Origin of the sequence: Sphingopyxis jiangsuensis, assembly GCF_016734905.1 — a bacterium.
Taxonomy (GTDB): Bacteria; Pseudomonadota; Alphaproteobacteria; order Sphingomonadales; family Sphingomonadaceae; genus Sphingopyxis; species Sphingopyxis jiangsuensis.
The window spans coordinates 1,131,279-1,144,437 of sequence record NZ_JAERPO010000002.1; the positions used below are offsets into that span (position 1 = coordinate 1,131,279).

The following is a 13,159-nucleotide window of genomic DNA, read 5'->3' on the forward strand; positions in this document are numbered from 1 at the left end:
CAAAAGCCTCACAATCCGAGCAGGCCGCCGACGAGCCCTGCGAGATATTTGTGATACTCGCGGAACAGGGTCGCGAAGCTCGGTTCGCTGCGCACCGCGTCGGGGAGGATCGTCACCTTGTCGCCGACTGCGCGGCCGATTTCATATTCGGCGCGGCGCATGTGCCAATCGGTTGTGACGAGCCGCACGCTCCGATAGTTGCGCCGCGCAACCCAGGTCGCGACTTCGGTCGCGTTCGATCGCGTATCCTCTGCCTCGAAACCCAGCGCGACGCAGCAATCGAAAAGTTGCGGAGGGCGCTTGTAGGTTGCGGCAAGCTCGCGCGGTTTGACCTCGCGCGCGACGCCGCTGATCAAAAGCCGCTTGGCATCGCCCGCCTCGAGCCGTTCGAGCGCGCGGTCGATGCGTCCCGGACCGCCGGTGAGCACGACGATCGCGTCGGTCTTTTCCGGCCCTGCGGGCATCGGCGGCAGCAGCGCGAACCAGGCAAAGCCCAGTACCCACGCAAGGAACAACAAGGAAATCAGGCGCTTGATCATAATATCTTCTTGAGCGCGGCGAGCAATGTCTGCCGCGCCGTCAAAGCCGCGAGCGCGATAGCCAATAGCGGCAGCGCCAGCAAGAGCGCCCAGCCCGCGGTTCCGAGCGACGCCGTCGCGGCGAGGCCCGCCGTGACGCCCGACCATTGCCAGCCGATGAGCAGCAGGATCGCCGCGGCGACCGCCGTGCCAAGCGCGATGCCATAGGCGGTGTCGATCGCGATCCGCCGCTGGAACAGCCGCGTAATCTGGCGGTCGGTCGCGCCGATCAGGTGGAGCATCTCGATCGTCGCATAATGGGTGCCGAGCGCGGCGCGCGCGGTCATGATGACGATGGCGGCACTCGCGAGCGTCATCAGTACGACCATCGCGCCCGCCACCCACGCGAGCGAGCGGATGAGCCGCGCGACGGGGCCAAGCCATTCGGCGTGCGGGATAATCCGTGCGCCCGGCGCCTCCTCGGCAACCAGCGCGCGCAGCGCACGCATCTGGTCCGCACGGTCGGGCCCGGCGAGGTCGATGTCGACGAGTGCGGGAAGCGGCAGCGATTCGAGCACCGGATCGTCGCCTTCGGCGCTCCCGAACCATTGGCCGAGCGTTGCGAGCAGCTCATCCCTTCCAACCGCGCGCGCCGAGCGGACATAGGGTTGCGCGGCGGCGCGGTCGAGCAGCGCCGCCGCCTGCTCCGCGCGCATTTCGGGATTGGCGGTGACGATCTGCACGGTGACGCGGCCCGCGATCGCATCGCCGATCGCATTGGCCGAACGCGCGAGCCCCACGCCCGCCGCTGCGGCGAGCAGGGTGAGGAGCATCAGAATCGCGATGACCCACGGCGTCGGCCCCGACAGGCGCCGGTCGGGGAGCAGGCTGCGATGCTGGACGGGAACGCGCGGAATGATCATCGTCCGCCCTCAACTCCGGTTCGGCGGATAGCGCAGCGCGCCCGTCGGGTCGGCGAGCCGCCCTTTTTCGAGGCGCATCATCTGCACATTTTCGATCCGGCTGATCAGGTGAATATCGTGCGTCGCGACGACGACTGTCGTGCCGAGCCGGTTGAGCGCCTCGAACAGTCCCAAAAGGCGCATCGCCATGTCGGGATCGACGTTCCCCGTCGGCTCGTCGGCGACGAGCAGTTGGGGGCGGGCGATCACCGCGCGCGCGATTGCGACGCGCTGCTGCTCGCCGCCCGACAGCGTAGCGGGGCGCGCGTCGGCGCGCTCGCTGAGCCCGATCCAGCTCAGCATCTCGCCCACCGGACCCGCCAGATCCTCTTCGCTCACCCCGGCGACCCGCAGCGGCAGCGCGATATTGTCGCGCGCGGTCAGGTGCGGGATCAGCCGGAAATCCTGGAACACGACGCCGATCCGGCGGCGAAAACCGGGCAGGCGATGGCGCGGCATGTGCCCAAGATCCTCGCCGAACAGCCGGACGATGCCGCGGCTCGGCCGCTGCGCCAGATAGAGCATCTTGAGCAACGACGTCTTGCCCGCACCCGAAGGGCCGGTGAGGAAATAGAAGCTGCCCGGCTGGAGGTTGAAGCTGATGTCGCGCAACACCTCGGCATCGGGGCCATAGCGCAGACCAACCCCGTCGAACTCGACCATCGCGCCACCGGACCGGGGAGTGCTGCCGCTCATGTGCTGCCTCTTGCACGGCTATGACGGCAGGACAAGCGGCGAGTGCGGCGGCTTGGGCCACGCGGCGCTTGCAACGCCGCGAATCAGCGTGTTTAGAAGGGCCATGATCCTTGCCTGCCCGTCCTGCCACACCCGCTATGTCGTTCCCGACACGGCCATCGGCCCGGCGGGCCGTACCGTACGCTGCGCCAATTGCCGCCACAGCTGGTTCCAGGAACCCGCAGCGCCGGTCGCGGCGCCGCCGCCTGCGCCTGCGCCTGCGTCCGAGGCCGCACCATCTCCCGAACCCGCTTCGCCAACAGCCGAAGCCGCGGAGACGAGTGGCGCGCCGAACGACGCGCCGCCATCGTCGCCGCCACCGCCCCCGGCGGCCTTCGCCGAAACCGCGCAGCCCGCGCCGCCGCCCGCGGCCGAGGACGCGCCGCTGCCGTTCCGGCGGCCGCGCCGCAATCCGGCGAAGCGCTGGACATTGATCGCGGCGACCGCGGCGATTTTGATGATCGGCGCGACCGGCGCGCTTTATTGGTTCGGGCTGCCGGGCTGGGCACAGGGGCTCGGCATTCCCGGCATGACCGACGAGCCCGATCTCGTGATCGAACTGCCGCCCAATCAGGATCACCGCGAACTTGCCGACGGCACGATCTATTTCGCTGCATCGGGGGTGATCATCAATCCGACCGACCGCGAACAGCGGGTGCCCCCGATCCTCGCCGAGCTGCGCGATGCCCAGGGCACGATCGTCTACAGCTGGACGATCAAGCCGCCGGTGCGGATGCTCCCGCCGAACGAGAAGGTCAATTTCAGCGAGGCAAAGCTCGACATTCCGCGCCGTGCGACGCAGTTGACGGTCAGCTGGGCGCTACCGAAAGGCTGATAAATCAATCGTTTGACGTGACGTCACGGCGTCAGAGCGTCAACGCCGCGGCGAGCGCGAGCAGAAAGCTCGTGAGCGTTGCGACGACAATCGGCGCAAAGCTGCGCCACCCCTGATCGAGCAGCAGATAGAGGCGCGCCTTCATCGCGGTCGCGACGATCGCGAGCAGCAGCAGCGCCTGTGCGCCCGTCGTTGCGCCAGCGCGGACGGGCTGCGGCAAGGCGACGAGCGAATTGACCGCGACGAGCGCCAGAAAGCCGAGGATGAACCACGGCAGGCGCAGCGGGATGCGCCGCGCCGGCGCCGCACCGCCCTGCTGCCCGATCCATAGCGCGACCAGCATCAGCATCGGTGCGAGCAGCGCGACGCGCGCCAGCTTGACGATCGTCGCGACCTCGCCCGCCTCGGCCGAATAGGAAAAACCGCCGCCGATCGCCTGCGCAACGTCGTGGATCGACGCGCCGATCAGGAAACCCGCCTGACGATCATCCAGTCCCAGCTGCGCGGCGAGAACGGGATAGAGCGTCATTGCGAGTGCGCTCGCGACGGTGATCCCGACCAGCGTCAGCGTGAAGCGCGCCTGGTCGACGCGCCGGTCGCCGATGAGCGACCACAGCGCGAGCGCCGCCGACGCGCCGCAGATCGCCGTCGCGCCGCCGGCGAGCAGCGCGGCATGGCTGTCCTGCGCGAACAGCCGCGCACTCGCGACGGTGACCAGGATGACCGCGAGCATGATGCCGACGAGCAATGCAAAGGGCAGCGGCCCCAGATTGGCGAGCTGTTCGGCGGTAATTCGCGCGCCGAGCAGCACGATGCCGACGCGCAGCGCGGTCTGCGACATCAGGTCGAGCCCCGCGTGCGTCCGCGCATCCTGCGACAGAAAGGACAGCGCAAGTCCGATGAGCAGCCCCATCAACACCAGCGGTACGGCATAATGATCGGCAAGCCATGCCGCCGCGAGCGCGGCGATTGCCGTGACCAGCGCGCCCGGCAGATAATCGCGCAGCCGCCGTCGCGCGGGCGGCTGCGCCTCGAGCTGCATTTCGCCATAGAGGTCGGCGGCCATCGGCCACGCCTGCTCGGATATGTCCCTCGTCCTCATGCCCCGCCCGCTTGGCACAAGCGCGCGCGCCGGTCGATAGGCCATTGCTGGCACGCGCAGGGCTTGCTAGAGGCCGCGCTCTACCGGCACCCGTAGCTCAGCTGGATAGAGCGCTGCCCTCCGAAGGCAGAGGTCACAGGTTCGAATCCTGTCGGGTGCGCCAGTTTTTCAATAGGTTAGTCATACGCCGAACTCCGAGTATGGAATGCGTATGAAAAACAGTAAGTCGACCTGCCCAAACTAAGCTGTCATTCCTGATCAATGTCGGGATGAGAAACGCTTTCGGGAGATCGCCTACAAAACCCTTCGAGCCAGTGCGAAGGCGTCCCGAAGGGGCCCGATCGGACTCGTGTGCGAATCGCTTCGTCGCATTGGGTTTGTTTTTAACGAATCGGGCCGTATATGGCGCTGTAGGCACTGCCTGTTAGGTTCACCGTATCGGGGGCCGCGTTAAGCCGGGGATTTCCCCGGCTTTTCTGCGTCTGGGCCTCAGGAATCGAAACAATAGTATTTGATCCCCATCGCTCTGATCTTGTCGGCATCGCCGCCTACGGCAAAATTGGCGATTTTCCGATGGTCGCAGAGATCGCGCCAGATGCTGAATTTCCTCTCATACCTACCTCGCGCGATCGCGTAGATGTAACTATCGGCAAGTTGGAGCAGCCGGTTGGACTTCGGACGAGCCTCCACAGTGGTGAGCGTCTCCCTAAAATCTGCGGCGCTCAGCGGCTGATATTTTCCTGACCTGCCAGCATCGAACTCCAGCCCCTCCTCTTTGAGCTTCGCGAAATAGCCCTTCATGATCGGGTCGAACGGTGGATCGCTCTCGAAGACAATCCGGAGTTTCCTCCTTTCGAGCCGGGCATATTTGACGGCTCGCTCAACTGCGATGTCAAATGCGCTGCGACAGAGCAGCCATTTTTGATCACCGTGCTTTTCAATATAGCCGCGAGCGCCATATCCAGGACGGTCGATGACACACGCAAAGCCTACGACCGGAATGTCGCAAAGGAACTCCTGATAGGCAATCCAGAACGCTCGACGATCTCGTTCAGTCAGCCGGCCCAGCCATGAAAACCCCTTGGTTTCAGCGAGCATATCCGTGATGTGGAACGGGCGGCGCGCTCCGAGTTCGCGTGCGACTTCGTCACGGCGCCACTTCGTCGCCTCCTCATCTTCGCGGTTGATCAGGAACCCCCCGAGCGCGAACCAGTCTCGCCCCTCCCGCGACCTGTCCTTGTTCTTATCCGGCTGACGGTTTCCGGTTTCGTCCATGTAAAAGGTCATTTCAGCCATAGATCAGCCATAGGCTAGGGTGACTTTGAAAACCACCGCCCCACCCGTTCTCGCCGCTCACCTTTTCTGAATGCTCCGCCCCGAATTTGTGACTTGCGCGTCAAATACCGCGAACCGGGTCCGCGTCTGCCGGAACCGCCGGATATGTTTGTTCTTGGTCTTGTTCGCACTTTTGGCCGCGTCGGCCGCGCAAGCTGTCCAACGATTGGGGAATACCAATCTCCGATCTTTTTGCTAAGGCTCCGGCATAGCGAGGGAAAGTGGGGCACAAATGGCGACCGGGGAAGTCAACAAGAAGACAGCGTTAAGTTGGCTCAACACCTTTCTCCGCGATCACAATTTACAGCTTGCGAGAGTTGGGACCGGAAACGCAAACGGACTGGGCACGCACTCGATTGACGTAGCGACGGGCAATTGGGGAAATGTTGCGCACTCCAATAACAAGCCACCACGCTGGCTTTTTCAAATTGATCTATTGGCAACGCCTATCGTGGCCCGACACCCTGGAGGCGTTCAAGAGCAGAACATCGGGCACATAACAACCACCGCCGCACGGCCCACAGCGAGCATGGCCCTTCGCATCCTGCCACTACTTAAAACCGCTCCAACCACTTTTGAGCCGGCCGACGACTTCGAGGTGACGGCGCTCTTCGTTTTCCATGGTGGGCTGAAGGAAGGTTCCTCCTCTGATTCCATCAGCCTCGATCTTGCCAGCGGTGCTTTGAAGCGAGTCCTGTCAGGCACGCGGGTGGCGGCGCCATACATATTTGCAGCCCTTCTAGGGTCCCGCCCCCTCACTGACACCAAGCAAGTCACGATCGGCGGCGCTCCGCGCAGTGTGAGCTATGGTGAGGTTGTGGATGCCCTCCGCGCCGCAATCACCGTCCACCCACAAGGCGCGGGTGCGACGTCAATTCAGGCTTATGACCTAAGCGATGATGCCGAACTGCAAAGGCTCAAAGTTGATTTGGAAGCAGCGTGGAACTCCGCTGGCCCTCCGCCGCAAGCCAATTTGACAGTGCAGCAGGCGGTCGACGACGGCAGTGCGCTCGAGTTTGACCTCGCTGATCTCGATGTGCCGGAAAACCCCGACCTCCTCGGCGTCGACCCTTCGGTTTATCGTCAGATCAACGCGCTCCTCAGATCCGGCAAGCAGCATATCATGCTCTATGGTCCGCCAGGGACGGGTAAGACGACGCTGGCGCGGTGGATTGCCGACAATTTGCCCGGCAACGATTGGACTCTTGTAACAGGTTCGTCGGATTGGAGTTCGCAGGATATTATCGGGGGCTACCAGCCGGTCGGCGGCGGAGATGTGGACTTTGTTCCGGGCATTCTACTGCGCGATTTCGACCACCCGCTGATCATCGATGAACTCAATCGCTGCGACATCGACAAGGTGATCGGTCCGCTATTCACGGTGCTTTCGGGTCAGCAAACCACTCTACCCTATCGCACCGACCTCGCGGACAAGAACAGCCAGCCTTATGTGATTTTGCCGCAACCGAAATCAGACGCGGGTGCACATGAATTCGCACCGGGCAAGGCGTGGCGCTTGATCGCGACGATCAATTCTATCGACAAAGCATCGCTCTACCAGATGTCCTATGCCCTGGCGCGCCGCTTCGGCTGGGTCTACGTCGATGCGCCATCCGATCTGCGTGGATTTATCGCAGCTTTCGCGGCGAGGAAGTTCCCCAATCTCCCCGTTCCTTCTGCAGGCGACGTTTGTCCGCTGGCCGATGTATGGGCGGCGATCAACAAAGCACGCGTCATCGGCTCAGCCCCGATCATCGACGCAATGGTAGCGATCAAGGAGCTTGCACCTGACGAGGGCTTCTTTGGTGCTCCAACCGATGAGATGCGGAGCGCCATTCTCGACGCGATCGACATGGTGCTCCTACCCATGCTCGACGGCATTATGCTGCAAGACGCAATGAACATCGCAGATGCGACGTCGGTTGCATTTGAGTTGACTCCCGAGCAGTCAGCACACGTCAAAAGCAGGCTGGAAACGGTGGCGATCTGATGAGCATAGATGCCGCCATCGTCGATTACTCGGCGGGGTTGCTCTTGCGATATTTTAGGGGGGGCGCGCTGATAGAGGGCGACGTTCCACGCTTAGATAAACGCCGCGACATCGAGGTTCTCAAGGGCCACTGGGCGGTGTCGAAACCCGTGCGCGCCTTGGTCAATCACTTGCTGGAACGTCCGCACGAGACGCAGGCGCTGCTGGCCTATCGGGAACGGGTCGACGACGCGGTGGCGCGCGGCCGGATCGATGCTCGCAAGACGTGGCTTTATCGCCAGCAGACAGGGCTACCTTCGGCCCTCGTCACGCATGAGCCAGTCCGCAGCTTCAATACCGGGCCGAATATGCTGCTGGCATGGGTCTTACGCGAAGCCGCGACCTATACCGCTCGACTGGTGTCATGGCAGGGTAGCAACTCTCCCTACCTGCCAATGCTGGAACTGGCCCAGACCCAGATGCGCCAAGTTCAAAAAATCGAGGCGCTACGCGAACCGCTCAAAGCCGTCTCGCTAGGGCAACGTCCCAATGGGGGTGCAGTGCGGGATTCATCGCGAGCACGTCGTCCCCTCTACCGCAAAGCCGCCGAAGCCTATCGGCTCCTACAGGGCCTAGAGCATGGCAATGCGGACGCGATAGAGCGCGTGGCACGATCGGCGTTGATTGCGCCTTTAGAAGATTGGCGGCGGTTCGAACTTGCGGTGGGACTTGGAGTGGGAGAGGCCTTGTCCCGCGTAGATGGGGGTCCGCTCCAACTTCACCTTCTTGGCTCAGATTCGTCGGGTCCGATGCTCACGGCTGGGCGCTTCGCAGTTTACTGGCAGCAGATCACGAAATACCACACGCCCGCCCCGCTCGAACCCTCGGAAATAGCTATTCGAGACGCATTGGCCGATTACGGGATCGCAGCCGGAACGGAACGACCCGATTTGATCGTTGTGGATCGCCTGGCCGATGCGGTCGCTGCCGTAGTCGAGGTCAAATACATAGCGGGCGACACGGCAACAACGCGTTTCCGCGAGGCAGTCGCCCAAGTCGTGCGCTACGGCCGCAGTTACGCGCCTCCGGGCGGGACTGCCCCCCTTCTGGAGCGTTCGCTTGTGGCATTATCGAGCGGTGCGCAGGAGCGCACAGGACACGCCGCAGCGGCACCCTTTTTTGCTAATTTTGAAGCGATCAGCCGCCCGCACGGACTCGACGCTTGGGCTGCGGCTGTAGCTGGACATCCGGTTCCCTAGTCAGCGTCGGGCGCTTTGCGCCACCATCGGCGAACAAAGGCACCGCGTCCTCGTCCACTGGCACGGCACAGGGGGGCGCAATCTCGTAGTTGGTAGGGCGATCTTTGAGCAGAGGCGCTGGCCTTGGCGTGAATCGCGCCAGTGCACCATTCAGGTATTCTTCCGACATTTCACAGCACACCCAATTCCGCTCCAAGGCCTCGGCTACAGCGCCTGTGACGCAAGAGCCTCCAAACGGATCCAGCACGGTGTCACCCTTGTCTGTCAGGAAGCGGATGAAATATTCAGGCAACTGCGGAGGGAAGCGCGCCGGGTGGATAGGGATATTGTTGTCGCGACAGTGTTCCTGATAGCGGCTGGTCGACTCCGTGTTGGCAATGGCAAGTAGGTTAGGTGGCACGGAGCCGCCGTTATCCTTCTGAAATTTGCTGGAAATGTCGTGCCCCGATGGGCGGAGCTTGGCGACGTAGCCATTTCGCAGGAGGTCCTTCATAGACTTGCTGTAAGGCGCCAAAATTCGCCGGTTGTTTGCCTTGGGGAACGGGGTCTTGGAGAGCCACCAAACTGTATTCACCGCGTCTTTCACGCGCACTCGCCGGACGTTCACCCATTCAGCAGGCGTGGGCAACTTGGCCGGATTCCACCAATAGTGCTCTTGGCACAGGTGAAAGCCATATTCTTCGACCAGCATCACCAACAGCTTGAAATGGTAAAGGCTGCGGGTTGGCTGCCCTGGCACCCAAGCCCCTCCGATGTCGATTACAAGGCTGCCCTCGTCCTTTAAGACGCGCTTGAAGCCTTCGGCGAAGGGTCGGAACCAGTTGCAATATTCGTCGGCGTCCTCGTTGCCGTAGCTCTTCTTTCGAACCAGTCCAAAAGGCGGACTGGTCATTATCAGGTCAACGCTCTCAGCTTTTGTTCCGTTGAAGAGGAAAGCGCGGGAGTCGCCCCACAACATTTCGCCGAAGGCGGTTTTGTGAAAGGGCCTTATCAGCTTCTTGGGAAAGCGGGCGCTGAAATTCTCTGGAGCATCAGCGTCGGCGACTTGCTGGTTCGAGAGCACCTGGTTGTGAAGGAAGCGGACATATTCGCTCACGTTGGCGAAGCCCATGCTTTCGGCCATCGCCTCGACCGAGGCCCTCTCGTCTTCAGTTAAGCGGACATTCGTGACTGCCGAACGCGGTGAATTAGACTTCGGCCGACCCATGATGTTCCTCTTTCATTCCGACTGTGTGCACGGCCTAGATGAGGTGTTTTCGTATGACAAGAACGAAGAGAGCTTTTGTGTCTTACAAAAACTGATGCCGCGGATTTGACGCTTACGGCTGTAAGCCTATGGCCAAGGCGATTATCGGCTGGGCAGGTAGGCTCCCCGCTTGTCGCTGGGCCGCTTTAATCCCGTTGCCGAGACACTGGTCGAGGGAGGTCAAATGGCTGCCCTCGCGCGCGCGCGCGCGCAAGACTGTCCTCCATGGAGGGAAACCGGCGCTATGCGGCTCATGTGGCCTTGGCGGCAACGCTCTTCCGATGCTGCCAGACGCCAACGCGTTTGCCGATCACGAGGCAAGACTGCCCCCATTGCTTATGGCCGTGGCCAGCCAGTCCGACGATTGACTCCAGTTCGGCCGGGGCGGTCTTAAGCATATAATGCAACTTGCCGAGCAGTTCGGCCTTGTATGCGTGGCTATTTACCCCGCCCGAGAACTTAAGGCGCTGGGTTTGGAGAACACCAGCGACATAAGGTCCCGGCAAGTTAGCCTTGGTCCAGCGAAGCGGCATTGACCGGAACAGCGGATCAAGAAGGGGTGGCACGTGAAGAAGGATGTGGACGTGCTGACCGAACCGACTGCTGCCTTCCTGCACCCATGCCCACGGCATCGAATATCCTCGCTGTCGGAGCCAGTTCCTAGCTTGACCCATGAACCGACCAGTCGTCCTTACAGCCTGATCTGCTGGAATGCCGCCACGACCCCAAGCGATTGTGATGAATCTGTTGAAGGGAAATCCGGCTCTCCAAGCGACTAGGCTCGCATCGACCAGTTTCAAGCAATCGCACTCTCGCAGATGCCAGCTACGGCGGTTGGCGCTATTGCGCGCGCCGCCGCGCTTGAGCTTTCCGGGGGGCACCGAAGTCCGGTCCTATATATATGCGGCACTACCCCCCGCCAGGCAAACCACTGAACCCAAAGGGCTTCGATTGGTGCGGCGCGCACAGCGAGGGGCATTCTGCTGCAAGTTTCAAAGGGACGGTTAGGCACGCCCGGAAACGGACAATTCCTGCTGCCACTTTTGCGCATCGCTCTGCGCAATCCTCGTGGCTCGTCCGATCTTGCGAAAGGGCAGGCGACCCGCCGCATTCTCACGATAGACGGTCGATCTTCCGACGCCATTACCTTCGCAAAATTCTCTGATCGTTAGAAGCTTTTCCATGTGCACCTCCTGATGTCTGTGGGGGGTGCTAGGGGCTTAGTGCGAGTAAAACCCCTCGACTGTCAGCGAATGCTTACTCGAAGTCAGGGGGAATTTCCGACGGCTTGGCCGCTTCCCAAAGAATGTCCTGCCTATCGGGCGTTTCCGCCTCGCCGAGAACCAATTTTGCGACGCCTTGGTAGAACTTCGTCCAATCTGCTTCATCGCGAATGTCGGGAAGCATCTCGGAGCCACCCCGGGGCCTGGCAGGCTTGCCAAACTCTGATTCAAATAATGGCGCCAGTTTGCACGCCAATACCAACCGCGCCTCTCTCCTCCTAGACGACGCCCATTTCGTTGGCTGTTTGTCGATCTCCAAGAAGTCTGCGACGGTTTCCAACCACCTAGCAGTGTTTAGAAATTCGGAGATGTGGTCGGTGATCGGCGATCTGGTGAACATCGAGGCCACGCTGACGGCCTGCCAGCGACTTAGTTCCGCTACCGATTTAGTGGACTTGCGAATGGTCCTGGCCAACTTGCGGCTTTCGCGGGCCAATTGCGCGTGGCCTTTAGCTTCCGGCCATAGCCCTGTCATCGAGAGTTCGATCAATCGAACCTCATACCCAATTTCGGCCCAGCCGGACCGAGGCTCGAGAGTGAATCCCAATTCAGCAAGCGTGTGCAGAACCTCCTTCCCCTCGTCTTCGGCCGACCCCACCCAACCGCTGCTCACGAAGTCAGGATAGTCCTTTTCCACCTGCTTTCGCGCCATGCCGAAAGCTTCGTATCGAGGACGAGTTCTAGATCGGCGCATGGGCGATGCTCCCGAGATCAAGCACCACTTTCGTTGCCTTGTTCACAGAGCGAGTTCGCCTAGTGCCTTCAAGGCAGCATCACTCGTTAAGTGCCCATAATGACGCTCGATCATTTCCGCACTGGTGCCGGAAATTTGAGCGATCGTAAGCAGTGGCAAACCAGCACTCACGAGATCGGTGATCGTGCTGTGGCGCAAAGTGTATGCCGTGGCACCTGCTGGTAAGCCAGAGGCGGCAACAGCTTCCGCGATTGGCGCCTTCCAACTATTTCGATCCCATGCCTTGCCATTTGCGCGCATAAAGAGGGGTGCACTCGGAAGCTTGTTTTTTAGCTGTGCCGCCAACAGTTTGCTCGTCTCGGGGGGAAGCTGGATGCGACGGGGCTTACCGGTCTTATCCTTGCCGATCGTGAGTTCTGCCGTCCGCTTGTCAAAGTCGCCGGCGGTCAACGCTGCTAATGCTCCGGGCCGCAACGGCAATAGACATAGCGCGCGGAGGAAGGGCTTTGCTTCTGGGCTAGTTTTCTCCACCAGCTTGCGACGCTGGCTCCGGTCGAGATAGAGAGTTCGTCGTTTGCTGGCGTTTGGGATGGCCTTTAAGCCTTCCTGCCAAGCAGCCTCGGTGTTCGGCGCGCCAGGAGACAGCACCTTTCCTAGCGCCGCTCTCAAAACCACCATGTCTCTATTGACCGTCGAAGGTGCACGCTTTCGATGGATTGGCTCTCCCTGCTTCCGACGGCTAACGAGCGCGGGGAGAGCCACCATTCGTTCGCGCCATTCGGATACGTGACGACGACGCAGTTTGCTCAACTTCACCTTAGCTATCGGATCGTCATACACGTAGCGTTTGAACCTTTGCTCAGCCTCGGGCCGGTTCTGAGCATAATCGCGGCAGGCGTCTTCCACCGTTTCGATCTTCGTGCGGACCTCGCCTCCGGCTTCGACCAGATCGGCAAGCTTCTCGGCCTCCCTCTTCGCTACGGCGAACATCTGATTTCCCGCCAATCCGCCGAGGTCACCTAGGGACTTGACCTGATATTTGCCCGAGTCTTCATCATAAATGCGGGCGATCCATGTCCCCTTCCCGCCCTGTTTCGATGGTCGGAATCCCAAAAAGCATCCTGCTCGAAGTCGCTGCCAATGTGGTTCGCGCTGCACCTTAAGCCGCTCGCGGGCGCCAACTTTGCTGAGATCTAAAGCCATGCCAGCTTGCCCCTCGGT

Annotated in this window: 14 protein-coding genes and 1 tRNA gene; 5 read left to right on the forward strand and 10 right to left on the reverse strand. The window is 61.5% G+C overall.

Annotated elements, in window-relative coordinates; all coding sequences use genetic code 11:
* Nucleotides 1–8: 8 nt before the first annotated feature.
* Genes JI743_RS12165 through ftsE form a run of 3 tightly spaced genes read right to left on the reverse strand, consistent with a single transcriptional unit; the run spans nucleotide 9 to nucleotide 2,176 of the window.
* Nucleotides 9–539, reverse strand: coding sequence for a YdcF family protein (locus tag JI743_RS12165; RefSeq protein WP_201928558.1), 531 nt, complete (start codon nucleotides 537–539; stop codon nucleotides 9–11).
* Nucleotides 536–1,441 (reverse strand): cell division protein FtsX, encoded by a 906-nt coding sequence (locus JI743_RS12170; RefSeq protein WP_201928559.1) that lies wholly within the window; start codon nucleotides 1,439–1,441, stop codon nucleotides 536–538. Before JI743_RS12170 ends, JI743_RS12165 begins: the two co-directional genes overlap by 4 nt.
* Nucleotides 1,442–1,450: 9 nt before the next feature.
* On the reverse strand, nucleotides 1,451–2,176 hold the full coding sequence (ftsE, locus tag JI743_RS12175) for a cell division ATP-binding protein FtsE (protein ID WP_201928560.1): 726 nt from the start codon (nucleotides 2,174–2,176) through the stop codon (nucleotides 1,451–1,453).
* Nucleotides 2,177–2,279: 103 nt separating this feature from the next.
* Between ftsE and JI743_RS12180 the strand changes: the two genes are divergently transcribed.
* Nucleotides 2,280–3,050 carry a zinc-ribbon domain-containing protein gene (locus JI743_RS12180; RefSeq protein WP_201928561.1) on the forward strand — a complete coding sequence of 257 codons (771 nt, stop codon included), beginning with the start codon at nucleotides 2,280–2,282 and terminating at the stop codon, nucleotides 3,048–3,050.
* A 31-nt stretch (nucleotides 3,051–3,081) separates the two neighbouring features.
* Here JI743_RS12180 and JI743_RS12185 read toward each other — a convergent pair whose 3' ends face one another.
* On the reverse strand, nucleotides 3,082–4,116 hold the full coding sequence (locus JI743_RS12185) for a YeiH family protein (RefSeq protein WP_236659880.1): 1,035 nt from the start codon (nucleotides 4,114–4,116) through the stop codon (nucleotides 3,082–3,084).
* A 122-nt stretch (nucleotides 4,117–4,238) separates the two neighbouring features.
* Here JI743_RS12185 and JI743_RS12190 point away from each other — a divergent pair.
* Nucleotides 4,239–4,315: transfer RNA gene (locus tag JI743_RS12190), tRNA-Arg, on the forward strand.
* A gap of 326 nt (nucleotides 4,316–4,641) precedes the next feature.
* Here JI743_RS12190 and JI743_RS12195 read toward each other — a convergent pair.
* Nucleotides 4,642–5,448 carry a DUF3800 domain-containing protein gene (locus tag JI743_RS12195; protein ID WP_201928563.1) on the reverse strand — a complete coding sequence of 269 codons (807 nt, stop codon included), beginning with the start codon at nucleotides 5,446–5,448 and terminating at the stop codon, nucleotides 4,642–4,644.
* Between the two features lie 271 nt (nucleotides 5,449–5,719).
* On the opposite strand from JI743_RS12195, the gene JI743_RS12200 reads away from it, so the two are divergent.
* Together JI743_RS12200 and JI743_RS12205 are read left to right on the forward strand one after the other, a co-directional pair.
* Nucleotides 5,720–7,477 carry an AAA family ATPase gene (locus JI743_RS12200; RefSeq protein WP_201928564.1) on the forward strand — a complete coding sequence of 586 codons (1,758 nt, stop codon included), beginning with the start codon at nucleotides 5,720–5,722 and terminating at the stop codon, nucleotides 7,475–7,477.
* Nucleotides 7,477–8,715, forward strand: coding sequence for a hypothetical protein (locus tag JI743_RS12205; RefSeq protein ID WP_201928565.1), 1,239 nt, complete (start codon nucleotides 7,477–7,479; stop codon nucleotides 8,713–8,715). Before JI743_RS12200 ends, JI743_RS12205 begins: the two co-directional genes overlap by 1 nt.
* Here the strand turns inward: JI743_RS12205 and JI743_RS12210 are convergent.
* Nucleotides 8,654–9,826, reverse strand: coding sequence for a DNA-methyltransferase (locus JI743_RS12210; RefSeq protein ID WP_236659881.1), 1,173 nt, complete (start codon nucleotides 9,824–9,826; stop codon nucleotides 8,654–8,656). The genes JI743_RS12205 and JI743_RS12210 overlap by 62 nt on opposite strands.
* Between JI743_RS12210 and JI743_RS15210 the strand changes: the two genes are divergently transcribed.
* Nucleotides 9,825–10,031: a hypothetical protein gene (locus JI743_RS15210; RefSeq protein WP_236659882.1), complete on the forward strand. Its 207-nt coding sequence runs from the start codon at nucleotides 9,825–9,827 to the stop codon at nucleotides 10,029–10,031. The genes JI743_RS12210 and JI743_RS15210 overlap by 2 nt on opposite strands.
* Before the next feature lie 181 nt (nucleotides 10,032–10,212).
* Here the strand turns inward: JI743_RS15210 and JI743_RS12215 are convergent, their stop codons facing one another.
* The 4 genes from JI743_RS12215 to JI743_RS12230 form a co-directional block, all read right to left on the reverse strand.
* Nucleotides 10,213–10,593, reverse strand: coding sequence for a hypothetical protein (locus JI743_RS12215; RefSeq protein WP_201928567.1), 381 nt, complete (start codon nucleotides 10,591–10,593; stop codon nucleotides 10,213–10,215).
* Nucleotides 10,594–10,965: 372 nt separating this feature from the next.
* A complete protein-coding gene (locus JI743_RS15380; RefSeq protein WP_201928568.1) occupies nucleotides 10,966–11,145 on the reverse strand; it encodes a helix-turn-helix domain-containing protein in 180 nt (59 codons plus the stop codon).
* Between the two features lie 73 nt (nucleotides 11,146–11,218).
* Nucleotides 11,219–11,896: a hypothetical protein gene (locus JI743_RS12225; RefSeq protein ID WP_201928569.1), complete on the reverse strand. Its 678-nt coding sequence runs from the start codon at nucleotides 11,894–11,896 to the stop codon at nucleotides 11,219–11,221.
* 84 nt (nucleotides 11,897–11,980) lie between these two features.
* A complete protein-coding gene (locus JI743_RS12230) occupies nucleotides 11,981–13,141 on the reverse strand; it encodes a tyrosine-type recombinase/integrase (RefSeq protein ID WP_201928570.1) in 1,161 nt (386 codons plus the stop codon).
* Nucleotides 13,142–13,159 lie beyond the last annotated feature (18 nt).